The sequence below is a fragment of the Hyphomicrobium sp. MC1 genome (assembly GCF_000253295.1).
GTDB lineage: Bacteria > Pseudomonadota > Alphaproteobacteria > Rhizobiales > Hyphomicrobiaceae > Hyphomicrobium_B.
In genome coordinates, this window is sequence record NC_015717.1 from 1111646 (window position 1) to 1137793 (window position 26148).

The following is a 26148-nucleotide window of genomic DNA, read 5'->3' on the forward strand; positions in this document are numbered from 1 at the left end:
ACGAACTATGGGCGGGCGGCGAGTCGTCTGCGGAACCAATCCCCCTTGGTCCCCAAAGGCCTTCGAATACTCCCGTCTTCGAGGCGCCGCCCCCTATTTTTGAAGACAGACGATTTGTGCAATCGGAACGTTCAGGCGCTGACGCCTGAGAGCCCCAGTTTCTCGGCCGCGCGCACGAGATCGGCGAGCGACCTTACAGCCATTTTGCGCATCACATGACCGCGATGGATTTTGACGGTGATCTCGCTTAGACCCATCTCGCCCGCGATCTGTTTATTCATGAGCCCCTTCGTAACGTAGGCCATGACTTCTTTCTCGCGGGCCGTCAGGCTTTCGTAGTGAGCCGACAGATCCGCGATGCTTTGATCGGATTCGAGCTGCTTGCGGTCAGTCTCCAGCGCCGAAAAGACGGCGTCGAGCATATCCTGGTCGCGGAAGGGTTTGGTCAGGAAGTCGATGGCGCCGGCCTTCATGGCGCGGACCGACATTGGAATATCACCATGCCCGGTCATGAATATCACGGGCATCCGAATGCCAGCCTTCGCGAGCTGGGCCTGGAAATCCAAGCCGCTGACGCCGGGCAAGCGGATATCGAGAACGAGGCAGCTCGGAATTTCCGGCAGCTTCTTTTCCAGGAATTCTGCGGCGGACCCGAACACCTCAACTTGCAGGCCGACGGATCTAAACAAGCTGCTGAGCGCGTCGCGAAGCGCGGGATCGTCGTCGACGACGTAGACGGCACGGCCGGCGGTCGAACGATCTGAACTAGGGTTGCTTTTCACGCTGCGTCCTCCCGGACTGGCAAGTGGATCGTGAACGTCGCGCCGTGTCCGAGTTCAGACGTCGCGACGATCGTGCCACCGTGGCTTTCAATGATCGAACGGCAAATAGATAGTCCCATACCCATGCCTTCGGACTTCGTCGTGTAGAATGCCGTGAAAAGCTTACTAATAACAGCCGGATCGATGCCGGGGCCGTTGTCGGCAATTTCGATAATCGCGTTTTTCTGCGGCGGTTCTGCCTTGTCGTCCTGTTCGAGCCTGGTCGAGATGCGAAGGGTTCGCGGCCGGTCGGTGACAGACGACATCGCCTGGACGGCATTCAATGCCAGATTGATGACGGCCTGCTGGAGCTGAACGCGGTCTCCGAGTAGCGGCAACGGGGTGGCCGCGAGGTCCAGCCGCAGGGCAACGTCCCGGGCGATGAGCTCCCGTTCAACGAGGAGCAGGACATCCTCCAACAGTTCGTTGGCGTCGAGCGGCGCGCGGATGAGATCGGTTTTTCGCGTCAGCGCCCGCAGCCGCGCAATGACGTCACTCGCCCGGCGACCGTTGCTGATCATTCGTTCGAGCGAGTTATTGACCTCAGTGAGATCAGGGACATCACGCTTCAACCAGCGCAATGCCGCTTCGCCGTTCGTGACGACCGCTGCGAGCGGCTGGTTCACTTCGTGGGCGATCGAGGCCATCAGTTCGCCGAGCGTCGTCAAGCGTGTGACGTGGGCAAGTTCGGACTCTGCTTTGTGCAGCGCCGTTTCGGCAAGCTGTTGATCGGTTATGTCGTTGTTCGTGACCATCGTGGCAACGGGCCGGCCTTTATCGTCGCGCTGCTGCGACCAGCGGCTGGCGACTACGACACTGCTACCGTCACGCTTGGCATGCGTGATTTCACCCTGCCAACGACCTTCGGCCGCAAGGTCTCTGGTGATTTCCGCGAGCGGTTTGGGAAACTTCGATTTGAGCAGGTCGATAGCGACCTTGCCGATCGCATCCTCGCGGGGCCAGCCATAGAGCTGTTCGGCGCCGGCGTTCCAATACGTGATGACATCGTGGTTGTCGCGGACGTAGATCGCGTCGTGGGTGAGATCGAGGAGGGCAGCTTGATCGCGTAGATCGTGGGTCGCCTGATTGTTTTTAAGCGCCAGCAGCGTCGTGACGATGATTGCGCTCAGGCTAACAAGGCAACGGATGAGAGCGCTGGTTTCCAGATCAGACCAGTGCGTGATGATAAACGATGAGATCGTCAGGAACACGCATGTGGCAGCGATGGCGAGCAGTCCCGTGCGGCTGAGGAATGTCGCCGACAGCATGATGACGGCCACGTAAAGCACCGCGACCGCGATATCGAGCGGCGTGAATGTATCGATCAGAAAAATCGCCGTCGCGCCGAGAAGAGCAAGTGCGGAATTGAGATGGGAATTCGGCTGCATAGGCGAAGGCAAATTTTTATTTTTCAACATTCGGTCCGTAACCTGTCCTGTGCAGGCTCGCCGGAAGAAGCCTGGCGCTCTCGGTGCGGCGACATTCGACCTGGGTGCAAAGTCGCTCGCTATAAGTGGTAAGCACGCGCCCTATTCGATGCGCCATGGGACAAATGGTAGTTCAAGCACTCTTGAATTGATTAGAAAAATTTATGACTTCTGATGAGTAGGCTTAATTCAATATGTCTGCCGGATATCCGGGGCGAATTTGATGTGCTCGGTGGCGGCGGCAGGATAATGCCGGTTGCCGGAAAGGAACGACGTCATTGTACGTCGTTCCTTCCGGTCCGATGGCATTCTCGATTTGTGCGGTTTTGCTGCGGCTTAGGGCTCGCTCGCCAATTCGTGTGCCGGGTTGGGAGCCGATGGCGGTGGGCCGAAAACGTTCTTGGCGCGGCGAACTTTGCCCGACTGTTCCGGCGCAATTTTATCGACAATTTCGATATCGAACGTGATCACGTCGGCCAAGCCCTCAGCCGTCACCGACTGCTGAATGAGTTCACGCAGTTTTTCGGCGGACAGCGTGCGGCCAGCGAGCGGCGCGGCGCGCAAGACGAATTTGTTGACGCCGGTTTGCAGAAACTGATGCTCCGCGAGATCGGTCTCCGTATGGAGTGCGAGCAGGAACACATAATACGGTAGGTCGCGGATCTCGCCATTAACGTCGACCCAGAACTGATCTTTGGCGCGGCCTTCGACAGCCTTGACCAGGGGCAGCAGGCTGCCGCATTCGCAAGGCTCTGGGCTGATCGTGACGACGTCGTCGATCTCGTAGCGGATGATCGGCTGGGCGAGATTGTAGAGGTTCGTAAGCAGCACTTTGCTTCCCGCGGTCCCTTTGGGGACCGGACGGTTGTTTGCATCCACGACCTCAAGGAAGGCCAGCTCGTCGTTCAGGTGGCTGCCGTGCGTCGCTTGGCAGCCGCAGGTCAGAGCCATGCATTCCGCCATGCTGTAGACGTTGGTGATGTGAACGCCGAAGGCTTTCTCGACGCGCTGGGCGATGGCTTCCGGCAATGGCTCGCTGATGTTTGTCATCTGCTGGAGATCACCGTTCAGCTTCAAGCGACCAGCGTGGAGTTCATGTGTGATCGTTTCGAGCGCGCTCGTGTAGCCGGTGATGAAGTTCGGCTGAAAGCTATTCAGCTTTTCGACCAGCACCTCTGGCGGATCGAAAACGGAAAGGCGCTGCAACTTGATGTATCGGCGCGCACGCTCGGGGAAATAGTTGAAGAACGTGCTGCTTGGATAGAAACCGGGTTTCTGCGTGATGATCGCAAATCGGGCCGGATTGAAGAGCTTCTGCAGGAACGGCAGAAAGCGCCGCGAAACCGGTGTGCCGCGCGCAAATTGCGCTGCGAAGGTCGTCAAGATCGCGGGTTTGTCCTGGACGATAATTGCCGGCTGTCCCTGACTGCCGGACGTATGGCAGACGGCGTAATTGTCTTTGTAATACGAGCCGACGTTCGAAGGATTGGACATGAAGCGTTCCAGACCTTCGCGCCGGACGGCACGGTCGGTCAGGATATCGTCGAGATTCTCCATCATCTGCGCCTTCGTGAGCGTGGGCAGATCTGTGATGGAGCAGGTATTCAAGTCGATGCCCTGAAACTGCTTGCGATAGTACGGTGAGTTTTCGTTGGCGTAGTTCAGGAGTTTGCGAAACCTGGCTTCCCGCGCCGCGGCGCGGGCTTCCATGTCTTCGGGGCGTGGTGGCAAAAGCGAGCGAATGGCGAGCGCCAATTTCACTTGATCCACGACTGCCCGGAGAAATCCTCTCATCAGATATAAGCCTTTGAGATACGACGATAATTGTTAGGGGCAGAACCCGAGCAAACTTGCATCAGCGGCATGACCGCCCTCGACGCGGCTTAAGTATGGCAACGGCGGACAAATTGGCAGCGAAAACTGCGATCCGCATGTTTTTACACCGCCGGTTCAATCCAAACGAAGACGTTTCCATTGCCACTTATTGAAGAGTGTCAGCAAACGACGATCTTGCTCAGATGGTGACGCAACTCAGTCGCGGGGTTCAAAGCCGGGAAGATGTCCTGGAAGAGAAGCTTCCGCCCGGGCCTGAAGTTCCGCTTCATGGCGTTTCAAATAGATAAAGATCGCAAACAGGATGACCAGAGCGATCGTGATGCCGATAATTCCTGCCGGCCCCTGAACCGCGTGTATGCTCCGTCCGAATGTGTAGGCAGAGATGCCGACAATGCTCGCCCAGACGAGTCCTCCCAGAGCGTTGGCGACAAGAAAACGCGGCCATGCCAATTGATTGACGCCGGCGAGGAACGCGGCAAGAAATCGCAAGACGGCAAAGAAGCGGCCGAAGAAAACGACGGTGCCGCCATACTTCTGAAAAAGGTACTGACCGAGCTTGATGCGTCCTTCGGTCAACCCCAGGTAAGCACCGAATTTCAGAACGAGGCGATAGCCGAATTCACGGCCAATCATGTAGCCGATGTTGTCGCCGACGATGGCGCCGATCGTCGCTGCGGCGATGACCATCGCGATATTGCCGTCATGGGTTGCGGCATAGACCGACGCCAGGATCAGCACGGCTTCGCCGGGCAGCGGAATACCTAGGCTTTCGAGTGCGACGATCAGGGCAACCGTCCAGACGCCATAGGTTTGGAATAGGTGGTGCAACTGTTCTGGAGAAAGCAAGCGTATCCCTCTCTGTGACGGCGCAGCGAACACGCAACGCCCGTCAGCACCACTAATTGTGCTGTCATTTTAATGTCAATCGAACTCGCTGGAGTGGATTGCATTGTTCACGTCGATTGGCGGCCCGTCCGTTCGCGGCGGCACCATCCAGCGAAATGCAATAGGCGGCATTTCCGTATATCTCTTGGCTGGCAAGATAATCGAACTCGTGGTTCTTAATTGCGCACTTGGCGCGAACGTGGCGCAATAAACGGTGCATCAACCATCGTCGCAGGCTGCGCCTTGCGGAATTGAATATCGGAATTCAGAGATAGCCGATGATTTGGATTCCCAAGACATTGCTGAATGGGCAGCGACTTTCCGCGCTTCCTCCGGGAATTGCGGGCGATACGGCATTCAGGATTTTTTGTACGCCGGAATTATCGCAATATCGCGCTTCAAATCATTATCAGCTCGTCGAGCGGGCTCGGTTTCATTTGCGCAATGCGTCTTGGGCTCGTATTCCGACGCCGGTCGCCGATATCCAGACGTACACGTTCGATCCGGACACCGATGCGCCGAGGGGCACGATTCTCGTCGTTCACGGCTGGACGGCCGAAGCCTCTTTCATGACTGCGATTGCCGAGCCGATCCGGCGAGCAGGATATCGCGTCGTCCTGCTCGATTTGCCGGCGCATGGCTTGAGCGGCGCTCATTCGACGAACCTAATCGACTGCGCGCGCGCAACGGCGGCAGTGGCCGCGCATTTTGGTCCGATCAGCGCGGTCGTCGCACATTCCTTCGGCGGCATGATTTCGCTCGTTGCGGCGGAGGGGCGCATGCCGATGCCCTGCAAGCTCGATATTCCGCGTTTCGTGCTGGTTGCTTGTCCGAACCGTCTATCGCAAGTCACTGCCGATTTTTCGGTGCATTGGGGCCTGACACTTGCCGGACAACAGGCCTTCGAGCATCGGCTGGAACGCGTCGGCGGCCGTGCGCTTCGCTGTTTCGCGATCACTAAGCTTTTGCCGGCTATCGGCGCGAAAGCGCTCGTCGTCCACGATCGGGACGACCGTGACGTCACGTTCGAGGCGGCCGAAGAGATCGCCAATAACGTCGCCGCAGCGGAGTTGCTGTCGTTCCAGGGTTTCGGTCATCGAAACATCTTGTTCGCACCGCCGGTGATGCGTGCGATTGTCTCATATCTTTCTCGAGCGGATCGCGGAGCGACGACTGCGATGGCAATCGGAGATTCGGACTAAAACGATAATTCGATATCGTTGTCCGGCTATATCGCATGTCGGAAATCGCATGAATTCCGACATTCCCGCGACATTGAACGAAGGAATGATAGAAGTAATATAAGAGCCTTCTCAGACTGCGATAAAGATCGTCGGTCTAACGTCGATCATTTTGTGCCGGGAGCTCTCGATGATCACCCTTCAAGTTAACGGTCAGTCGCACGAGGTGGACGTTTCGCCCGAAACGCCACTGCTGTGGGCCTTGCGCGATGTGCTAGGCATGACCGGAACGAAATTCGGTTGCGGTATCGCGCAATGCGGTGCCTGCACAGTCCATCTCGACGGTCAGGCTGTTCGCTCATGCCAATTGTCGGTCGGATCGGTCGGTGATCGCCCGATCACGACCATCGAGGGCGTCAGCGCGACGGAAACAGGTGCTAAAATTCAGAAGGCCTGGCTCGACCTCGAAGTCATTCAATGCGGCTATTGCCAGTCCGGACAGATCATGTCCGCGGCTGCGCTTCTGGCGCACAAGCCGAACCCGACTGACGACGATATCGATGCGGCGATGGCCGGCAATATTTGCCGTTGTGGCACCTATGTCCGCATTCGGGCTGCCATCAAAAAAGCCGCTGCGGCGTAAGGGAGGCGTTCATGCGAACAAATGTCATGGCCGAGACACGCGGCCTTTCGCGGCGCGATCTGTTGAAGGCCGGTGCCGCTGGTTTTCTCCTTGTCAGCTTCAGGATGCCCGTCGCCCGTGCGGCGAGCGACTCGTTTGCACCCAACGCGTTCATTCGCGTCGGTGACGACGATGTCGTGACGCTCGTCATGCCCCAGGTTGAAATGGGCCAGGGCATTTACACGACTGTCGCCATGATCCTGGCGGACGAGATGGATGCCGACTTCAACAAAGTCGTTTTGCAGCACGCGCCGCCCGATAAGGCGTACATCAATCCAATTTTCGGCCTGCAGGCCACCGGTGGGTCGACGTCGGTTAAGGCTTTCTGGGATCCGCTGCGCAAGGCGGGCGCCTCGGCGCGAGGCATGCTGGTCGAAGCGGCTGCGCAACAATGGGGTGTCGACCCTTCGTCATGCCGGACGTCGAACAACGAAGTCATTCACGACGCCAGCAGCCGCAAGGTCAGCTACGGCTCTATCGCGGCGTCGGCGGCCACGATGAAGCCTGTTGCCGATCCGAAGCTCAAGGATGCCAAGGATTACACGCTTATCGGCAAGCCGGTGAAGCGCAAGGACACGCCCGATAAGACGACGGGCGCGACGAAGTACGGCATCGATGCGATGCCGGCAGGCGTCAAGTTTGCTGCCATCGCGCAATGCCCGGTGTTCGGCGGCAAGGTCGGACACGTCGACGATACGAAGGCGAAAGAGATCAAGGGCTATCGGCAGTTCGTTGCCGAGGATGATTTTGTCGCGGCGGTCGCGGATACGACGTGGGCCGCGATACAGGCGCTCGATGCGCTCGATATCGAGTGGAACGAAGGACCGAACGCGAACGTCAATTCGGAGCAAATCTGGGAGGCCCTGAGGGCGGCCAGCACAGGGCAGGGCGCAGTCGCGAAGGACGTAGGTGACGTGAAGTCCGCGCTGTCGGACGGAGCGCGCTACGACGGCGTTTACGAGTTGCCCTTCCTCGCGCATGCGACGATGGAGCCGCTGAACTGCACGGTCCACTACACGAAAGACGCGTGCGAAGTCTGGATCGGAACGCAGGTCATCGGCCGCGTGCAGGAAGACGTCGCCAAGGCCGTCGGGCTCCCGGTCGAGAAAGTAACTGCTCATAACTTCTATGTTGGCGGCGGTTTTGGACGGCGGCTCGACCACGACATGGCGGTGCGGGCGGCGCGCGTCGCCGTGCACGTTGATGCTCCGGTCAAAGTGACGTGGAAGCGTGAAGAAGACACGCAGCATGACGTCTATCGGCCGGTTTATCACAATGCGGTCTCGGCGACCGTCAAGGACGGGAAGATCCAGGGTTGGTCACATCGCATTACGGGATCTGCCGTTATCGCGCGTTGGCTTCCGCCGGCGTTCAAGAACGGCGTCGATATCGACGCGGTAGATGCGGCGATCGATCAGCCTTACGACTTCCCGAATTTCAAGGTCGAATATATCCGCGCCGAGCCGCCAGCGGTTCCTACCGGTTTCTGGCGCGGTGTCGGACCAAACAACAATATCTTCACGATTGAAAGTTTCGTCGACGACATTGCGTTCAAGGAGAAGGTTGACCCGGTTGCCTTTCGGCTGAAGCATCTCGATCACAATCCGCGCGCTAAAGCTGCGCTTCAACTCGCCGCTGAAAAGGGTAACTGGGGAGCGCCGCTGTCCCCACGGATGGGTCGAGGAGTTGCGGTGCAGAATGCGTGGGGCACCTACCTTGCCACCATTTGCGAAGCAGAGGTCGATGAGAGCGGAGAGGTCCGCGTTCATCGGCTCGTCACGGCTGTCGATACGGGCATTCCCGTCAACCCGGATACGATCGTCGCGCAGATCGAAGGCGGCATGATCTTTGGTCTGACCGCGGCGCTTTTCAGCGAGATCACGATTGCGAACGGTCGGGTGCAGCAAGGCAACTTCAACGACTATCGCATGTTGCGCATCAACGAAGCGCCGAAGATCGAGGTGCATCTCATTCAGAGCACCGAACATCCGGGCGGGATCGGTGAACCGGGAACGGCATCCGTACAAGCCTCCCTCGTCAACGCGCTGTTTTCAGCAACGGGCGTGCGGCTGACGCGGCTTCCGATCGATCGCAAGGCGCTGGCCGGGAGAAAGCCTGTATGAAACGTATTTACTGGGTTCTACTGGCGCTCGCGGCCGTCGCGTGCATCGTCGCCGGCATAATCATCTATGTGCCGGATCCGACCGCGTTTGCGGGTGGCAGCACAGTGGCGCTTGCCGACTACAAGGACACAAATCCGACGGGCGTGCCGCCTAGCCTCGCGAAGGCCGATATCATCACACGCGGCGAATATCTCACGCGTGCGGCCGACTGCGAAGCCTGTCATACGTCCAAGGGCGGCGTGCCTTACGCTGGCGGTTTGGCGTTCAAGCTGCCGTTCGGCACGCTTTACTCGCCGAATATCACGCCCGACAAGGAAACCGGCATCGGTAACTGGACGGACGCCAACTTCATCAATGCGCTGCACAAGGGCATTGCGCCGGATGGCTCGCGTTTCTATCCGGCGTTTCCGTATCCGTCCTACACGCTGCTGACGAATGACGACGCGCTGGCGATCAAGGCTTATCTGTTTAGCCTGAAGCCGGTGCATCAACCGACGCCGGAAAACACGCTAATGTTTCCGTTCAATCAGCGCTGGGGCATGATGTTCTGGTCGTTGTTCTACAACAGCGACGAGCGGTATCGTCCGAATCCGGGCCAGAGTGCGGAATGGAACCGTGGTGCTTATCTTGCGGAAGCGCTCGGGCACTGCGGCGAATGCCATACACCGCGCAATCTGCTGCAGGCCGTCGACAACAAGAAGAAGTTTGCCGGAGCTGTGACTGCGGGTTGGCGTGCCTACAACATCACGCAGGACAAGACGACCGGCATCGGCAGCTGGGATATCAAAACGACGGCGAACTTCCTGGCGCACGGCCACGTCGAAGGCTTGGGCACCGCTTCGGGGCCGATGGGTGAAGCCATCGACATGAGCCTTCGGCATATGGCGCCTGAAGATATCAATGCGCTCGTCGTCTATCTGAAGACGATCCCGGCGATCGCCGATACCTCATTGCCTGTTCCGAAGACGATGCTGGCGTCCGCATTCCCAAGCGACCATGAAATGAGCGAGAACCAACGGGGCGCCATGGTCTTTGCTGGGGCATGCGCTGCGTGCCACAACTGGACCGGCAAGAGCGCTGTACTTTCCTACGCCGACTTCATCGGCGGCCGGACGGTCAACGATCCGACGGCAAGGAACGTCGCTCAGGCGATTGTCTGGGGCGTGACGCGGCACACGCCAGACGGGGTTGTGAAGATGCCCGCCTTCGGCGCCGCCTATACGGACGAAGAAATCGCAGCGGTGTCGAACTACATCACCGCGCGGTTCGGAGCCGAGAAGTCGCGTATCACCGCCGACGAGGTCAGGAGCATCAGCAAGCAGGCTTCGCAGTAAGCCGACTGCCACGTTAACGAATTCAGCGGGAGTTTTTTTGCTCCCGCTGAGGGCTTTTCAATCGAATTGACGTATCACTTCCGGGCCGGAAGGCGCTTGTTCGCCCCGGCCTGGATCGTTACGAAGCTCGTAGAGTCGCCGCATTGAAGCTGCGGCACGGAAACGAGCCTCTGTTCATGTCGAATGCCAAACAAGAGACGGTTTCTACACGTCAGGGCGCCCGTATCGGGCCCCTCGCAACGCTGCCTGTCTTTTTTAAGCTCGACGGCAAACGCGTCGTGCTCATCGGCGGCGGCGAACCGGCGCTCTGGAAGGCGGAGCTGTTGGCGGCGACGGGCGCGCTGGTGGAAGTTTTTGCCGAAGCGTTTGCCGAGGAATTTTTCGCGTTGGCCGAAGCACCGCCGAGCGGACAAATTCTTCTCGTTCAGCGAGGATGGTCGCCGGGGGATCTGGCGAACGCAGCGCTGGCGGTTGGCTCCTTTGCTAATGAAGCGGAAGGGGCGGCGTTTGCGGCTGCAGCTCGCGCTGCCGGCGTACCGGTCAACGTGGTCGATCGACCGGCGCTTTGCGATTTTCAGTTCGGCGCGATCGTCAATCGTTCGCCACTCGTCGTGGGGATTTCGACGGACGGAGCGGCGCCGGTTTTCGGACAGGCTATCCGCTCGCTGGTCGAAAGCTTGCTGCCTGAAAGTTTCCGGCTCTGGGCAGGTGCGGCGCGCGATCTTCGCAGGGAGAGCGACCGCTTTGGAGAGACGCCAGAACAAAAGCGGCGCTTCTGGCGGCGGTTTACCGATTTCGCTCTTCGCCATCTCGACCGGGGGCCGGGAGCCGACGACATTGCGCAGTTGATCGCTGGCGAACCGGAAGCGTGCACACCGGAGGCCGTGACGGTCATCGGGATTGGAAATGACGCGGACATGCTGACGCTTGGAGCCGTGAGGGCATTGCGGGCTGCGGACGATATTTTCTACGACGACGATGTCCCGGCCGCTGTGTTGGACTTCGCCCGGCGCGAGGCGCGCCGTCATCCGATCGTGAACACCCTAGGCGGCGACACATCCGCCGTTGTCGCGTCGGCAAAGAGCGGCCGCCAAGTTGTGCGCGTCAGGCTCAACGCGGATGCGAGTAGACGAGGCGAGGAGCAAGAGCTGGAGGCACTTCGAGCCGCCGGCATATCGGTGGTTGTGCTGTCATCGTGACAGATGCCGCCAAGGCGATGCCCATTGGTGACAAGAAGCGATTTTTGCCTTTTTTGCCATGTGGTTGCCGTGAAGGGGTGCGAGCAACGGCCCTGAGCGGCACTGGAGCAACAGGGTGTAGCCGGTTCGGCGAAGACGGAATAAAATCTTTCTTTTTCAGTCGGTTATGGCGCAGTTCTGTGGCTCTCGCCTGCTTGGAATGGTCTTTCCTCTTGTCTATACTTCGGATCGGGGGATCCGCTCGGATCAAAGATTGCCACGCTGGGCGGGGTTAGCGCATCGCTTCCCTCATGGTTGGTTTTTTGTCGTTCCGCGACAGCGAGACGTCGGTAAGCATTCGGAGTCGCGTGCGCATGCGCTGCAATCCATCATGTTGGCTTTTGGGACTCGTCCCGATCGCGCTTTTGACTTGGGTTGCCGTGCACTTCGAACAGGGCGGTATCGAGTTCGATCTGTCGCGCCGTGCAGGCGAAGCGCTGCGCCGTTCAGGGCTCGATTGGGCCAAGCTGCATGTCGTCGGCCGCGATGCGGTGCTGACGGGACGTGCGCCGGACGAGCGGGATCCGGGACGGGCTCTCGCGAGTGTCGAGAACGTCTGGGGCGTGCGCGTCGTTGCCGACAGGGCTGCGCTGCTTGAGAGTGTCGCCAACTATCATTGGTCGGTGACGTCGTCGGACGATGGGCGCGTGCGGATTGTGGGTGACGTACCATCGGAAGACGCGCGCCGCGCGCTGCTGGACGCTGCTCGCAAAGCTTTCTCCGGCGCTAAGATTCAGGATGAGACGCGGCTGGCGCGGGGAAGCATCAATCGCAATGCGTGGCTCTCTGCTGCAATCTTCAGCATGAAAAATCTGGCCGAGTTGAAGCGCGGACAAGCGTCGCTCTCCATGCTGGATCTGTCGATCGCAGGCGAAGCCAAGACTGCGGATGCCTACCGCGATGTTCGTGAGGCGCTGTCCGAGAAGCGTCCGGCAGGGCTTGCTTTGGCTCGCGAGGCGATTACGCCGCCGCTCGTCCGGCCGTTCGTCTGGGGCATTAAGAAGAGCGGCGCGGGCATCGAGATTTCGGGGTTTGCGCCGAGCGACGACGACCGCGAGCGGTTGAAGGCGCGCGCCAAATCATTGTTCCGGGCGATGACGATTACCGACAATTCGGATATCGGCGACGGGGCGCCGCAGGGCTGGAACAAGGCGACGAGTGTGGCGCTCCAACAGCTCGCGCAGCTTCGTACCGGCGACGTCGCGTTTACGGATCGCGATATGGCTTTCTCTGGCGAAGCGCCGGACGAGCAGACGGCGACCGCCGTCAAGAGAACATTGAAGCTCGATGTGCCGCAGAATTTCCGGATCGTCGAACACATCCGTTTCCCGAAGCCGGAGATCAAGCTGCCACCGAGCGGCTATGTCATGGGCATCGTAAACGATGGGGCGTCGCTGTCTCTGGTCGGCATGGTGCCGAGCGAGGCGGCGCGCGGCGCACTGCTCGATGCGATCAAGGCGCGGTTCCCCGGCAAACAGGTCAACGACAAATCGCAGGTTGCGCCGGGAGCTCCGGATGGCTGGCAGCAATGCGTCGTCGCCGGTTTGTCGTCGCTGCCGCGGCTCAAAAAGGGCAAGTCCGTTCTGACCGACCACAAACTTGAGGTGTCGGGCGACACGGATGATTACGCCGCGTCGCAGTCGGTGCCGGGGGATGTGAAGGCGGCCGCCGGGCAGACCTGCGAAACGATGACGAACATCGCGTTCACCGGCAAGATGAAGACCGATCTCACGTGGAAAGCGGCGCGTGAGCCAAACGGCATGGTGACGATCGAGGGTGAGGCGCCCGACGACGCGTCGCGCCTGCGTATCGTTGAGATCGCGCAGCAGATTTTTGCCGGCTCCAGCGTGACCGACAACATGAAGATTGTCGGCGCGTCGGCGGAGCCGTGGTCGTCCGCGGCGCACCTCGGACTTGAGGAGATGGCGCGTCTCAAAAACGGCGAAGTCTCGATTGCGGGCAAAGAATTTGTGATCAAGGGCGCGGCGGAGAGCGATCAGGTCGCGAACGATATCCGCAGCGTTCTGTCGACGGATTTGCCGCCGGGCTTCAAGAGCCGGGACGAGATCACGGTCATGTCCCAGGAAGAGAAGGCGGCCGACAGTTGTCAGACGCTGATGCGGCAAGCGTCGGCCAACGGGACGATCAACTTTGCGCGCGCCAAGGCGGATTTGACGGCGGACAGTGCGCAGACTCTGAGAGATCTGGCTCAGATCGCCAACCAATGTCCGAGTTTCAAAATTCAAATCGAAGGTCATACGGATTCGGAAGGCACGGATGAGCGCAACCAGCGGCTTTCCAACCGGCGGGCGCAAGCCGTCGCCGACTTCCTGGCCCAGAACGGCGTCGATCCGCGGCGCATGACGACGGTCGGATACGGCGCGACGAAGCCCATCGCCGATAACGCGACGGCGGAAGGGCGGGCCAAGAACCGCCGCATCGAATTTACGGTCAAGGTCAACTGAGGGGAACGGAGGAAGACCGCAAATGGACTATCTGTTCATGAAGTTGATCTGGTGGATCGCAGCGGCGTTCGCGCTGGGGCTTGTCGTTGGTTGGGTCTCGTGCCGTGAAAAAAAGAGATGACGCGCGGCCGAGATTATCCGGCCGCCCTTGGGCATCTGATTAGGTAGGAAATGACGTATCTACTGCTGCAAACGTTCCTGCTGTTGCTTGCGTCGTATTTTCTCGGCGCTTTTGTCGCGTGCACGGTGAAACGCGCTCTGTTGAGTTCGCGGGGTGAAGCACCTGAGCGCGTGCTTGCGCCGGTGCAGGCCGACGTGCCGGTCGGACCTCCGATCGTCATCCCGCCGCAACCGGTGCGTCCGCGTCCGGCGCAGCCGATGCCGCCGGTCACGCCGCGGACGATTGATCCGGTTCAGCCGAAAATCGAAGTTCTCCGGCGTCCGGAGCCGCGTCCGGCGCCGGCTGTGCTCGATCCGTCGCGCTTCGAGCGCGCGTTGACCGGCCCGCATTTCAACGAAGGCGTTCCGCGTATCGCGGTTATTGAAATTTGCCCTGCGGTGCTGCCGCCGGTGACGGATATCTATCAGCCTGCGCCTCCGGAGTTGCCGCCCCCGCCGCCCGTCGAAGAACTTCCGCCCGACGTGCCGGATATCGAAGACATTCACGAGGAAGCACAGGAACCTGAGCCGGAGCCGACTCCGGAGCCAGAATCGGTGTCCGAACCTGCGCCGGAGCGTGAGCCGCGTACGGGCGGGTTGGCTGCGCGGTTGCGCGATGCGACCACTGCGGCGGCCGCCGGAGCCGTTGCAGCCGCCAAAGCCGCGGCTGCAGCGTCGGTTGCGATGCCGGGGATGGGGTTGTCGCGGCGCGAACCGGTGAAGGAACCGCCCGTTGAGGAAACGCGGCCTCCCATCGAGGAGATCAGTGCGGAACCGGTGATGACGGAACCGGACCAGATCGATGCTCCGGATGCGGATCGCGATGAAGCGGCGAAACCCTCGGAAGAGATCGTGTCTGCCGCAGCCGAGCCCCCGGCTGTTGAGGCAGAGGAAGAGACGTTTGCGGCTGAAGAGGAGCAGGTGCCGGAGCCTGCGCTCGAAGCCGAGCCGGAGGCTGATGCTCAACCGCAATCAGATGACGAAACGCTATCGGAGCTTGAGCCGGAGATCGAACCTGCGCTCGAACCGGAGCCCGAACCTGAACTTGCACGTGAACCAGAACCGACGCCTGAGCCTGTGCCGGAACCTGTGGTGCCTGCGCCCGTCGTGCCTGCGGCGCTGATCGAAGACGGCGACGATTTTCAACGTATTCGTGCCATCGACAGCGATATCGAGCAGAAGCTCAAGACGCGCGGCGTCGTATATTTCGAGCACATCGCGGGCTGGAGCGCGTCCGATGTCCGGCGGATCGGCCAGGAACTCGAAATGCCCGGCCGGATCGATAGAGAGCAGTGGGTCGAGCAGGCCCAGATCTTGGCGAAAGGCGGCGAGACGTATTACTCGCGCAACCGCAGGGCGATGCTGAAGGCCAAGGCCGAAACTGAGGCGGCAAGCGAGACGAAAGCGGAGCCAAGCTCCACAGGCGGGCCGCCGGCATCACAGGATGATGCTGCAGCGCCTGCGCAGTCGCAGCCCACGACAGGGACGGTGTCGCAACGTGAGGGGCTTTCCGGCGTCGCGGCTGCAAGTCAGGGACGCTCGGTCGCCGAGATGGCGGCTGCTGCTGCGGCGGCGATCGCCGCTTCGTCAGCAAGCGTGACCCGCGGGCTCAAACCCATCGAACCGATTTCGCCGTTGTCGAAGGTCGATCCGAAAATCTCGATGCCGGCTCGGATCACGGATGCGATCCGCGAAAAGGGTACGAGCACTGCGACCGTCGAAATCGCGAAAGACAGCACGCCGTTGCCGGAGGCTACGGCCGAAGGTCCTTACGACGACTTGAAGCGCATTCGCGGTATCGGTGTCCTGATCGAGAAGCGTCTCAACGCTATGGGCATTCGCCGCTACGATCAGATCGCGAACTGGACCAGTGGCGATATCGATCGGGTTAGCCGCATGCTGGAATTCAAGGGCCGGATCGAGCGCGAGAGCTGGGTCGAGCAGGCGCGCATTCTAGCGAGCGGCGGCTATACGGAATTTTCGCGCCGGGTAGATAGAGGCGAGGTCGATACCAGCCGCGAGACGTGACCGAAATCGCTGCGGGACAGGATTCCGTAGCGCGTGCCGTCGTTCTGCTCATCGGTTTCGGCAAAGAACGAGGCGACGGCGGAGATCGTCGGCACATCACGTAGCAGCGGCGCGTGCCCTTGGGCGGGCACCGTGAATGACGACAGTTTCGGATGGCGCTGGCGCATCTCCTCGACGGTCTTTTCGGATAGCAGATCGGAGTTTTCGCCGCGCAGAACGAGCACCGGCATGCGCTTCATCGCTTCGAACTGCGGCCAGAGTTTCGGGATCGGTCCATCAAGGACGGACAGGCATTTTGCCAGCTTCGGGTCGTAAGCGCCGACCGGCTTGCCGTCCTTATCATTGAACATCTGGCGGGCGATGGCGGCAAAATCGTCATCGGTCATTTGCGGAAAATCGCGGCTGAAGAGATCGCCGATGATGCGCGTCGCGTCAGCCCAGTTCTTCGGCTGGGGAATGCGACCGACATAGCCTGCAATGCGTGCGAGCCCGTCTTGTTCAATCACCGGACCGATGTCGTTTAGAACCACCGCGCCCATCAGTGAGGGTTGCGCAGCCGCCAGAACCATTGAGATGAGGCCGCCGCGAGACGTTCCGATGATGCCGGCGTTGCGCAGCCCGAGCATCATCATGAAGTCGATCGCGTCCTGCATTTCGATCGGCACGGCGTAGTTCTTCCAGTCGGAATCGTATTCGGACAGGCCGCGACCGCGCGTGTCGAGCGTGAACACGTCGCGTGCCTTCGCGCCCTGGCTCAATGCCATCGCGATGTCGTGGAAGTCGCGGCTGTTGCGCGTCAATCCGGCGAGGCAAACGACCGGCCGCGCGTTGGACGCGACTTTGGGCCGATAATGGCGTCCGTAGAGGCGCAGCCCGTCGCGGCTGGTGAAGTGAATGTCTTCGAATTCCTGCACCGCCACCATTGGGATATCGCGCCTCGTTTTGGTTTACTCAGCCGTCGCTGTTGTTGTCGGCGATGCCGTTACCTGAATCGTCGTCTTTCGGCATCCGTGCATCGCTACGGCCGCGCCAGAGGTCTTGGCGAAGACGCAGCGGGTTCTTCATGCCCATGCGCGCGCGATAGATCTGGATGTTCGACAGAACCTTGGTGACGTAATTGCGGGTTTCAGGAATCGGGATGCGTTCGATCCAGTCGATCGGATCGACGTTTGCGTCTCTCGGGTCGCCGAACTCATTCATCCACTGGCGTGCCCGGCCCGGGCCGGCGTTGTAGCCGGCAAGGCCAAGCACATAGGAGCCGTTGAAGTCATCCATCCGGTCGGCGACGTAGGCCGAACCGATCATCGCGTTATAGCGAGGATCGGAGAGTAAACGATCAATCTGGCATTTGATCTTGTAGTCGCGGCATACGTGGCGCGCGGTTCCAGTCATGACTTGCAGCAGACCTTTGGCGCCGGCGCCCGAGACGATCTGAGCGTTGAATTCCGTCTCCTGTCGCGCAAGGCCGAGAAGGAGCGGAAGCTCGGGCGGTGCGCGCAGCGGCGTGTAGCCAGGAAACGGCTTCAGGGGATAGGCGTAGATCAGCAAGTTCTGGTCGCGCGCGATGGCGATCTTGGCGATGCGCAGGGACATTTGCGGGTCGCCCAGTTCTTCCGCGAGAAAGGCGACCATACCGACTTCCGCCTCGGACGGCGCAGCGTTTCTCAAGCCTGCCAGGAGCGTGCGGGTAATTTCGCGAGAGAGGCCCGCCTTTTGCGCAAGCACCAGCGCGTGCGCCTGATCGGAGGCGTTCAGCTTGCGGATTTGCGCGGCTGTCGGATAGGCGGGCGGGGTGATTTCGAGATGGGTGCGGCTGGGGTCCAGCGTCTGCATTGCCAGGAGACCGTGGAACGTATCGGAATACTTGGCTGCCTCACGGTATTGCTGGGCCGCGGCGGCCTTGTCCCCACGCGCCGCCAGGACGCGTCCCAGCCAATAATGCGCCTTGGCGCTGCTCAACGGCCCGTCCGATGCGGCGATCATATCGCGGAAGTGGCGCTCGGCGACGGCGGCCTTTTTGAGATATCGGAATGCGATCCATCCGGCCATGAACGTCTGGTCTTTGCGCGGATTGACGGAGAGGGGGCCGGCATCCTTGACGAGTTCGTAGGCAAGCTTCGGCTTATCGAGCTTGAGTGCTCCGTAGGCCAGTTCGCGCCGCTCGGCCCACCACTCGTCAAGCGCTGCGATCTTCTTGGGATCGGGCGGGATGGACAGAATGATGGCGGCGGCCTGCTCGATCTTTCCGGCTTTGCGCAGCAACTGCTCACGATGAAATGCGAGGCCGACGTCGTCGCGACCGCCTGGTGCGAGCGCACTCATCAGGGCTTGGGCGTTTGAGGCCTTGTTGAAGACGGCGAGACGCGCGACGGCTCTCTTGCGTTCGCTTGCCGGCAGAAGCGGGATGAGACGCTTCGCAAGCGCGGCGCGGTCCTTGCGGTTTCCCGCGTAGCGCACGTCATCGGTGATGAGGCGGTCGAAGCGCCATTTGTGATCGGCTGGCGTCAGCAGGTTGCCGAAGCGATCGAGAAAGCCATTTTCGAGCGTCGGCGGAATGGACATCTCGCGCCAGGCTTTAGAGGCGTACTTGCGAGCCGCCGTCGTGTTGCCCTCGGCCAACTCGGCCGAGGCGAGAGCGGCATAGCCTGCGCCGGTCTCGGGCGTGTTGTTGGCGAAATAGGCCTTGATGGCGTCGGCGCTGCCGCCATTCATGAACACGGCTTCTTCGAAGCCCTCCCGGATCGTCGAGCGATCCGGCCAATTGGGATGCTCGCGGAGGAAATCGCGAAATTCCTGGGGGTCGCCGAGACCGGCGCGCAGGCGCATCCAGACGACCAGCGTTCGGCCGACGGAGTCGCTGATCTTGCTTTTCGCAGTCGCAAAGTCGTCGAGGTTCTTCGAGCGGATGGCCGAGGCCGCATCGCGTAGGGCGGACAGGTCGCCAGGATCAGGCGAGAGCGACAGCAAAGGGCTCAGCGCCGAATCAAGTTTGCGCTCTTGCGCCTTCTCGGACGGCAGCAGCAGCGGCGCGGGAACCGCCTTCACCCCAGATTCGGCGGGGGAAGGCGCGCCCGTTAACGTGACGCCAACCAAGAAAAGGGACGGCGACAGACCGCAGAGAACGCGGGTGAGGGAGCGAATTCGCGTTCTGGAATTGAGGCTTAGTCGCATTGCTCCCCATTGGGTAAAACGCCCTACTCGCCCCGACCTTGCGGCAAGCTTTACGAGCGCCTAATGTTACAGCGCTTGCGTCGCTAGCAACGATACACCGTATTAAGCGGAATTATGCATGCTGAGGCAAGCGGTTCAGGCCGGACGCATGGCACATACGTACGGCAAGACCGTGGCCCCTGGCCGTATGGCTCGAGTCCCTAATGACGTTGAATTCCTGATCGAGACAGGGGTGCCGCACCGCAGGGTGCCGGTCTCGGTTTTTTCAATCTAAGGCGAACGCATGTTCAGAGGTTCAATTACGGCGCTCATTACGCCGTTCCGCAATGGCAAGGTGGATGAAGCCGCCTTTACGCGGTTCATCGAGTGGCAGATTTCCGAAGGTACGCATGGTCTGGTCCCCGTCGGAACGACGGGCGAGAGCCCGACGCTCGATTATGACGAACACAAGCGCGTCATCGAGCTTGCGGTCGGGACCGCCAAGAAGCGCGTCCCTGTGATCGCAGGCACGGGTTCGAATTCGACCGATGAAGCGGTCGAGCTGTCGCAATACGCTGAGAAAACCGGCGCTGATGCGGTGCTGATCGTGACACCGTATTACAACAAGCCGAACCAGGAAGGGCTTTATCAGCACTTCAAGGCGATCAATGACGCCATCAATATTCCGATCGTCATCTACAACATTCCGGGTCGTTCGGTTGTCGACATGTCGGTCGCGACGATGGCTCGCTGCTACGAGTTGAAGAATGTCGTCGGCGTCAAGGATGCGACTGCCAATCTTGCGCGTCCCTCGCAGGTGCGGTCGGCGCTTGGGCCGGATTTCTGTCAGCTCTCGGGCGAAGACGCGACGGCGCTGGGCTTCATGGCTCATGGCGGCGCGGGCTGCATCTCGGTCGCGTCGAACGTGGCGCCGCGGCTGTGCGCGGATCTCCAGAACGCGTGCATGGCGGGCGACTTCAAGAAGGCGCTTGCCATCCAGGACCGGCTTACGCCGCTGCACGAAGTGATGTTCATCGAGACCAATCCGGCGCCGGTCAAATATGCTGTCTCGCGGCTCGGTTTCGGCACGGCGGACATGCGTTTGCCGATGGTGCCGCTCACCGACGCGTCGAAGCGGGCGATCGATCAGGTGCTGAGCGACCTCGACCTCGTGAGCGCGAAAGCGGCCGAGTGACGACTGTCGGAAAGCGCTGAGTCATGGCATCCAAACGCGACGACGGCACCACGCTTGTCGCCGAAAATCGCAAAGCGCGGCATGAGTACTTCATCACCGATAGCTGGGAAGCGGGTATCGAGCTTCTCGGCTCCGAGGTGAAGTCTCTGCGGCGTGGCCAATCGAATATCGCGGAAAGCTATGCCTCGGTCGAGGACGGCGGGATCTGGCTGATCAACAGCTACATCGCCGAATATCCGGGCGCAGCGCTGTTCCCGCATGAGCCGAAGCGCAAGCGCCGGCTGCTGATGCATGCCACCGAAATTCATAAGATCGGTATTGCGATCGAGCGCAAGGGCATGACGCTGGTGCCCTTGGAGCTTTATTTCAACGAGAAAGGCCGCGCCAAGATCAAGCTGGGCTTAGCGCAGGGCAAGAACCACGCGGACAAGCGGCAGGACGCCGCGAAACGCGATTGGAATCGGCAAAAAGCGCGCCTCATGCGCGAAAAGGGCTGACCTTGTGAGCGGCTGGAACGCGGGCCGCTTCGCTCGCGCTAGCGAAAGGGAAACGCGTTATGGAAGCATATTCGCCCTGGCCCATGCCGACCGATGATGGCGCAGCGAAACATCTGATTGCGGGAACGCGCCTTCCGGATGTGGCGCTGCCTGCCACGCGTGGTGCGATGGTCAACCTCGCGCGCTTTCAAGAGAAAGCGATTGTATTCGTCTATCCGATGACGGGGACGCCGGGCGTTCCCAATCCGCCGGACTGGAATACGATTCCCGGCGCGCACGGTTCGACGCCTGAAGCCGAAGGGTTTCGTGACGCTTATGCAGAATTCGAGCTGGCGGGTTACGAGGTGTTCGGCGTGAGCGGGCAATCTTCGGAGGCGCAGCACGCTTTTGCTGCGCGCGCCGGTATTCCGTATCTGCTGCTGAGCGATGAGAAGCTGGCGTTTGCCGATGCGCTCAATCTGCCACGCTTTGAAACCGGCGGCGTTGCGTATTTTTCGCGGCTGACGATGATTGTCCGCGACGGCATCATTTATCGCGTGATCTATCCGGTCACCAACCCCGCCGGGCATGCGCGGACCCTACTGGAGTCCCTTACGGCAGTTCGTGCCTGATCGCTTCGAAGACAGCGTGAAACATCTCCGTCGTCAGCCGGCCGGTGTTGGTATTGTAGCGTGAGCAGTGGAAGCTGTCGTAAAGGGCGAGACCCGGCGCGAGTTCGTGACGGGCGCCGTGTGCGAACGGAAAAAGCGCCTTTCTTTTTGCAAGCGTAGTGAGTGTCTGATCGTGCGCGATCCGGCCTAGGGCGAGGATGACTTTCAGTTTTGGCAGACTTTCAAGCCGTGCTGCAAAGTAGGGACGGCAGTTTGCAATTTCTGACGGCTCAGGCTTGTTCTGGGGAGGCACGCAGCGTACGGCGTTGGTGATCATGCAGTTGCGCAGGCGAAGACCGTCATCGACGCGAGCGTGATACTCGCCGGTCGCGAAGCCATAGCGGATCAGCGTGCCATAAAGCAGATCGCCAGCGTAATCGCCGGTAAACGGCCGTCCAGTGCGATTGGCGCCGTTGCGACCCGGCGCCAGGCCGACGATCAGGAGGCTGCAGTTTGGCGTTCCAAATGAAGCGACCGCGCCGTTGAACCAGTCCGGCTCCTGGCGCTCGTTTTCAGCTCTGTAGGCAACGAGGCGCGGGCAGCGCGTGCATTTAGGCGGAGCTTCGGGGCCCAATGCCGTTTCGACTAAGGCCGCGCCCATCTTACCTTCGCTCAATTATCGTCTGTCGCTCAGACTTCCTCTTCAGCCAAGTCGTCGTCGCCCAGGTAATTGGTGTCGCGCGGAGACGAAACCTGTCCGCGTGCAGACGGGCCACGTCCACCTTCGCGCGACGTACGGCCGCCGTTGGAGCCGCCACCGGTCTGTGAGCGGCCGACCTGTTCTTCGAGATCGGCGAGGTCGATAAATTGATCGGCCTGACGGCGCAATTCGTCGGCGACCATCGGCGGCTGAGTCTGCAGCGTTGACACGACGCTGACGCGCTTGCCCTTCTGCTGAAGAGCGGCAACGAGACTGCGGAAATCACCGTCGCCTGAGAAAATGACGATGTGATCGAGGTTATCGGCTAGACGCATTGCGTCGACGGCCAGCTCGATGTCCATGTTGCCTTTGACCTTGCGGCGGCCGGTCGCGTCGGTGAATTCCTTGGTCGGCTTCGTCACCATTGAGAAGCCGTTATAATCGAGCCAGTCGATGAGAGGACGAATGGAGGAATATTCCTGTTCCTCTGCCAGGGCCGTATAATAAAGTGCGCGGACGAGGTGCCCTTTTTGCCGGAAAAACCCAAGCAAACGCTTGTAGTCGATGTCAAACCCCAGCGACTTAGCGGTGGCATAAAGGTTTGCGCCATCGATGAAAAGAGCGATACGTTCCGTGGGGTAGAAATGCATTGGTGGTTCCTGAGTAAAATTCCCAACTAAACAATGTTAAAAAATAACGTTGGGATTTTCTACTTCGCTATAGGCTACAGGGACTTGACTGTGGAGCATCGGGACTTGACCGAAGGCTCGAAGTCCACAAGTTTCTACGGCGTAGAATACTATCATTGCTAGGACTAACAGAAGTGCGCCGCAGTCAACAATTGTGACAAATAGTCTACTAAGAGCGTATATTTCCTTCGATGTGCCTATAGAACGTTCGGCCGCGGTTTTTCCTTCTCAGCGCTTGATTAATTCTTTTCGACGTGGCACAGAGGCATCAGCGCGGCGCCGAAAGGCTGTCTCGAACGGCTGTTTGCGCCCAATACGCCCAAAAGAGTGCGGCTGAATTTCACCAAGGGAAGGTTTGCCCCATGGCTCGCGTCACCGTCGAAGATTGCGTCGACAAAATTCCTAACCGGTTTGAGCTGGTGCTTCTCGCCGCTCACAGGGCTCGCGCGATCACGAACGGAAGTGCGATTACGATTGCGCCTGATGACGACAAGAATCCGGTCATCGCCCTGCGCGAGATTGCAGAGCGCACGCTTTCTCCCGACGACATGCGCGAGACGCTGATCTCTTCCATCCAGAAGAATACTGAGGTCGATGAGCCGGAAGCGGTTGCAGCACCGTTGCTGCCGCCGGAGCGTCGCGCGCCGATGCTCGGCCGCGATGACCTTTCGTCCGACACGCAAGTCGACGTCATGACGGAAGAGCAGCTTTTGCGCGGCCTTGAAAGCATGACGCCACTTGAGCCGTCGGCCAACATCGGATCCGGCTCGGGTCCGCGCGAGCGGGATCGCGATCCGCGCGACCGCGGCCGCTGAGCCGGCCAGGAAAGCCTGCTCGCGACAACAGGCTCGCGTCGTTCGACTTTAATCCGTCCTGCGTCTTCGGTTACGCTTGCGCCCAGAAGGAGTGCGGCGGGTCATGATGCGGCAATACGAACTCGTCGAGCGGGTTCTCAAATACGATCCTAGTGCAGACGAGGCTCTGCTCAATCGCGCCTACGTCTATGCGATGAAGGCGCACGGCAACCAGAAACGTGCGTCGGGTGCGCCGTATTTCTCGCATCCGCTGGAAGTCGCGGCCATTCTCACTGATCTCAAGCTCGACGACGCGACGATCGCGACGGCCCTGCTGCATGACGTGATCGAGGATACGGACGCGACACGCTCCGAGATCGACCAGATGTTCGGGCCGGAGATCGGCGGTCTCGTCGACGGGCTGACGAAGATCAAGCGGCTCGACCTCGTTTCCAAGAAAGCCGAGCAGGCGGAAAACTTCCGCAAGCTTCTGATCGCCATTTCGAGCGACATCCGGGTGCTGCTGGTCAAGCTCGCCGACCGCTTGCACAACATGCGGACGCTCGAGCACATGAAGCCCGAGAGCCGCAAGCGGAACTCGGAAGAAACGCTCGACATCTACGCGCCTCTCGCTGGCATGATGGGCATGCAGGCGCTTCGTGAAGAGCTTGAGGATCATGCTTTTCGCTGGCTGCATCCGGAAGCCTATGAAGCGCTGACCGAGCGGCTCGCGGATATGCGCGAGCGCAACGAGGGTCTTGTCGAGGAAATCCGGCAGGCCATTGCACGTAAATGCGCGGATGCCGGGATTAAGGCGGAGACGTTCGGACGCGAGAAGAAGCCGTATTCCATCTGGAGCAAGATGGAGCACAAACAGATCAGCCTCGAACAGCTTTCCGACATCTACGCATTCCGCGTGATGGTCGACACGATCGAGGATTGCTACCGCGTGCTTGGCATCGTTCATACGACTTGGAGCACAGTGCCTGGACGTTTCAAGGACTACATTTCAGCTCCGAAGCGAAATAACTATCAGTCCATTCACACCACGGTTTACGGACCGCGGCACCAGCGCGTGGAACTGCAGATCCGGACGCGTGAGATGCAGCATATCGCCGAATACGGCATTGCGGCTCATGCACTCTACAAGGCTCAGCAGAGCGGCCACATGAATGGGCATGCAGTCGGCGAGGGCGAAGAAGTCGACGACAGCCCGTATGGACGGCTGCGGACGATGATTACATCGCTTCTCGAAGCGGCAAATCCGGAAGAGTTTCTTGAGCATACCAAGCTCGAGTTGTTTCACGATCAGGTCTTCTGCTTCACGCCGAAGGGGCGTCTCATTGCTCTGCCGCGCGGGGCGACGCCGCTCGACTTCGCTTATGCCGTTCACACGGATATCGGTAATGAAGCGGTCGCCGCTTATATCAACGGGCGGCATGTGCCGATTGATACGCACCTGCGCAACGGCGACGAAGTCGTGATCGAAACTCAGAAGGGGCATGTTCGCCCTGCGGCGTGGGAAGCGTTTGCCGTCACCGGACGGGCGCGGGCTGCGATAAGGCGAGCGGCGCGTGAAGCGGAGCGCAAGCGTTTCGTCGAACTCGGGCGGCAGCTCGTGCAATCGACGCTGGCCGGTGTCGAGGTTGATTATTCGGATGAGAAAGTCAGGGCGGCCGCTCCGAAAATCGGCTTCAAGACCGCAGACGAACTGCTTGCTGCCGTCGGGCGCAATGATGTGCAATTGCCCGATGTTCTTTCGGCCGTGCTCCCGCAAGGGCAGACCTTGGGCGATGGCTATAAACCGACGCGGCGGTTTGGACGCGCCCGGGAGCAGGACGGCTGGTTCAATATCGACAAGGTAAACAGCCTTAAGTTCCGGACATCAGAAATCGACAGCATGACAGCGATTTCGATCGGTGGGCCGAGCCAGGAGCTGCCGGTCGCGTTCGAACCGGGCGGCGCGGTGCCCGGTGACCGGATTGTCGGTGTGATGGCGCCAGGCGAGGGGATACGCGTTTTTCAGATCCATTCGCCTCGTCTTAAGGAATACGAGGAAGAGCACTGGATTGATGTCACATGGGACGTCGATCCTGATCGGCCGCAACGTTTTCCCGCGCGAATCAGCGTTACAGCAGTTAATGCTCCCGGGTCGCTTGCCGAGATTGCCAAGGTGATCGGCGAGACCGGCGGCAATATCGACAATATCAAAATGGCTCGCCGCGCGGCAGACTTTACGGTGATGCACATCGAGCTTGAGGTTTTTGATTTGGTGCATTTAAACCACATCATTGCCGGGCTCAGAGCGAAGTCATCCGTCGCAAAGGTGGAACGGCTTTTCGAGTAAGCTAATG

20 protein-coding genes are annotated in these 26148 nt (G+C 60.1%); 12 read left to right on the forward strand and 8 right to left on the reverse strand.

Going from position 1 to position 26148, the window contains the following annotated elements; genetic code table 11:
• Nucleotides 1–131: 131 nt before the first annotated feature.
• The 4 genes from HYPMC_RS05300 to HYPMC_RS05315 form a co-directional block, all read right to left on the reverse strand.
• Nucleotides 132–782, reverse strand: coding sequence for a response regulator transcription factor (locus tag HYPMC_RS05300; protein WP_013946790.1), 651 nt, complete (start codon nucleotides 780–782; stop codon nucleotides 132–134).
• Nucleotides 779–2209, reverse strand: coding sequence for a nitrogen regulation protein NR(II) (locus tag HYPMC_RS05305; protein ID WP_035575748.1), 1431 nt, complete (start codon nucleotides 2207–2209; stop codon nucleotides 779–781). Before HYPMC_RS05305 ends, HYPMC_RS05300 begins: the two co-directional genes overlap by 4 nt.
• A gap of 375 nt (nucleotides 2210–2584) precedes the next feature.
• A complete protein-coding gene (locus tag HYPMC_RS05310) occupies nucleotides 2585–4018 on the reverse strand; it encodes a phenylacetate--CoA ligase family protein (RefSeq protein ID WP_244420984.1) in 1434 nt (477 codons plus the stop codon).
• A gap of 261 nt (nucleotides 4019–4279) precedes the next feature.
• Complete coding sequence (locus HYPMC_RS05315) at nucleotides 4280–4930, reverse strand: DedA family protein (RefSeq protein ID WP_013946793.1); 651 nt, start codon at nucleotides 4928–4930, stop codon at nucleotides 4280–4282.
• 317 nt (nucleotides 4931–5247) lie between these two features.
• Between HYPMC_RS05315 and HYPMC_RS05320 the strand changes: the two genes are divergently transcribed.
• From HYPMC_RS05320 to HYPMC_RS05350, 7 genes are all read left to right on the forward strand, one after another.
• Complete coding sequence (locus tag HYPMC_RS05320; RefSeq protein WP_013946795.1) at nucleotides 5248–6171, forward strand: alpha/beta hydrolase; 924 nt, start codon at nucleotides 5248–5250, stop codon at nucleotides 6169–6171.
• 169 nt (nucleotides 6172–6340) lie between these two features.
• The gene (locus HYPMC_RS05325; protein ID WP_013946796.1) at nucleotides 6341–6793 is read left to right on the forward strand and encodes a (2Fe-2S)-binding protein; all 453 of its coding nucleotides are present in this window, start codon (nucleotides 6341–6343) and stop codon (nucleotides 6791–6793) included.
• Between the two features lie 11 nt (nucleotides 6794–6804).
• Nucleotides 6805–8955 (forward strand): molybdopterin cofactor-binding domain-containing protein, encoded by a 2151-nt coding sequence (locus HYPMC_RS05330; protein ID WP_013946797.1) that lies wholly within the window; start codon nucleotides 6805–6807, stop codon nucleotides 8953–8955.
• Nucleotides 8952–10289, forward strand: coding sequence for a cytochrome c (locus tag HYPMC_RS05335; RefSeq protein ID WP_013946798.1), 1338 nt, complete (start codon nucleotides 8952–8954; stop codon nucleotides 10287–10289). The genes HYPMC_RS05330 and HYPMC_RS05335 overlap by 4 nt, the downstream gene beginning before the upstream one ends.
• 176 nt (nucleotides 10290–10465) lie before the next feature.
• Nucleotides 10466–11488 (forward strand): NAD(P)-dependent oxidoreductase, encoded by a 1023-nt coding sequence (locus HYPMC_RS05340; protein WP_013946799.1) that lies wholly within the window; start codon nucleotides 10466–10468, stop codon nucleotides 11486–11488.
• Between the two features lie 353 nt (nucleotides 11489–11841).
• Complete coding sequence (locus tag HYPMC_RS05345; RefSeq protein WP_013946800.1) at nucleotides 11842–13992, forward strand: OmpA family protein; 2151 nt, start codon at nucleotides 11842–11844, stop codon at nucleotides 13990–13992.
• Nucleotides 13993–14163: 171 nt separating this feature from the next.
• The gene (locus HYPMC_RS05350) at nucleotides 14164–16179 is read left to right on the forward strand and encodes a hypothetical protein (RefSeq protein WP_013946801.1); all 2016 of its coding nucleotides are present in this window, start codon (nucleotides 14164–14166) and stop codon (nucleotides 16177–16179) included.
• Here HYPMC_RS05350 and HYPMC_RS05355 read toward each other — a convergent pair.
• Nucleotides 16119–17102 (reverse strand): alpha/beta fold hydrolase, encoded by a 984-nt coding sequence (locus HYPMC_RS05355; protein ID WP_013946802.1) that lies wholly within the window; start codon nucleotides 17100–17102, stop codon nucleotides 16119–16121. The genes HYPMC_RS05350 and HYPMC_RS05355 overlap by 61 nt on opposite strands.
• 28 nt (nucleotides 17103–17130) lie before the next feature.
• A complete protein-coding gene (locus tag HYPMC_RS05360) occupies nucleotides 17131–19224 on the reverse strand; it encodes a lytic transglycosylase domain-containing protein (RefSeq protein ID WP_244420985.1) in 2094 nt (697 codons plus the stop codon).
• 409 nt (nucleotides 19225–19633) lie between these two features.
• Here HYPMC_RS05360 and dapA point away from each other — a divergent pair, with 409 nt between their 5' ends.
• The 3 genes from dapA to HYPMC_RS05375 are packed head-to-tail and all read left to right on the forward strand — an operon-like array spanning nucleotide 19634 to nucleotide 21632.
• A complete protein-coding gene (gene dapA, locus HYPMC_RS05365; RefSeq protein ID WP_013946804.1) occupies nucleotides 19634–20524 on the forward strand; it encodes a 4-hydroxy-tetrahydrodipicolinate synthase in 891 nt (296 codons plus the stop codon).
• A gap of 23 nt (nucleotides 20525–20547) precedes the next feature.
• On the forward strand, nucleotides 20548–21021 hold the full coding sequence (gene smpB, locus HYPMC_RS05370; protein ID WP_013946805.1) for an SsrA-binding protein SmpB: 474 nt from the start codon (nucleotides 20548–20550) through the stop codon (nucleotides 21019–21021).
• Nucleotides 21022–21080: 59 nt separating this feature from the next.
• A complete protein-coding gene (locus tag HYPMC_RS05375; protein WP_013946806.1) occupies nucleotides 21081–21632 on the forward strand; it encodes a peroxiredoxin in 552 nt (183 codons plus the stop codon).
• Here HYPMC_RS05375 and HYPMC_RS05380 read toward each other — a convergent pair.
• Both HYPMC_RS05380 and HYPMC_RS05385 read right to left on the reverse strand, forming a co-directional pair.
• Nucleotides 21613–22272, reverse strand: a complete 660-nt coding sequence (locus tag HYPMC_RS05380; protein ID WP_013946807.1) for a uracil-DNA glycosylase — start codon at nucleotides 22270–22272, stop codon at nucleotides 21613–21615. The genes HYPMC_RS05375 and HYPMC_RS05380 overlap by 20 nt on opposite strands.
• A 29-nt stretch (nucleotides 22273–22301) precedes the next feature.
• Nucleotides 22302–22961 carry an NYN domain-containing protein gene (locus HYPMC_RS05385; protein WP_013946808.1) on the reverse strand — a complete coding sequence of 220 codons (660 nt, stop codon included), beginning with the start codon at nucleotides 22959–22961 and terminating at the stop codon, nucleotides 22302–22304.
• 401 nt (nucleotides 22962–23362) lie between these two features.
• On the opposite strand from HYPMC_RS05385, the gene rpoZ reads away from it, so the two are divergent.
• Complete coding sequence (gene rpoZ / locus HYPMC_RS05390; RefSeq protein WP_013946810.1) at nucleotides 23363–23815, forward strand: DNA-directed RNA polymerase subunit omega; 453 nt, start codon at nucleotides 23363–23365, stop codon at nucleotides 23813–23815.
• A gap of 103 nt (nucleotides 23816–23918) precedes the next feature.
• Nucleotides 23919–26141: a bifunctional (p)ppGpp synthetase/guanosine-3',5'-bis(diphosphate) 3'-pyrophosphohydrolase gene (locus HYPMC_RS05395; protein WP_013946811.1), complete on the forward strand. Its 2223-nt coding sequence runs from the start codon at nucleotides 23919–23921 to the stop codon at nucleotides 26139–26141.
• Nucleotides 26142–26148 lie beyond the last annotated feature (7 nt).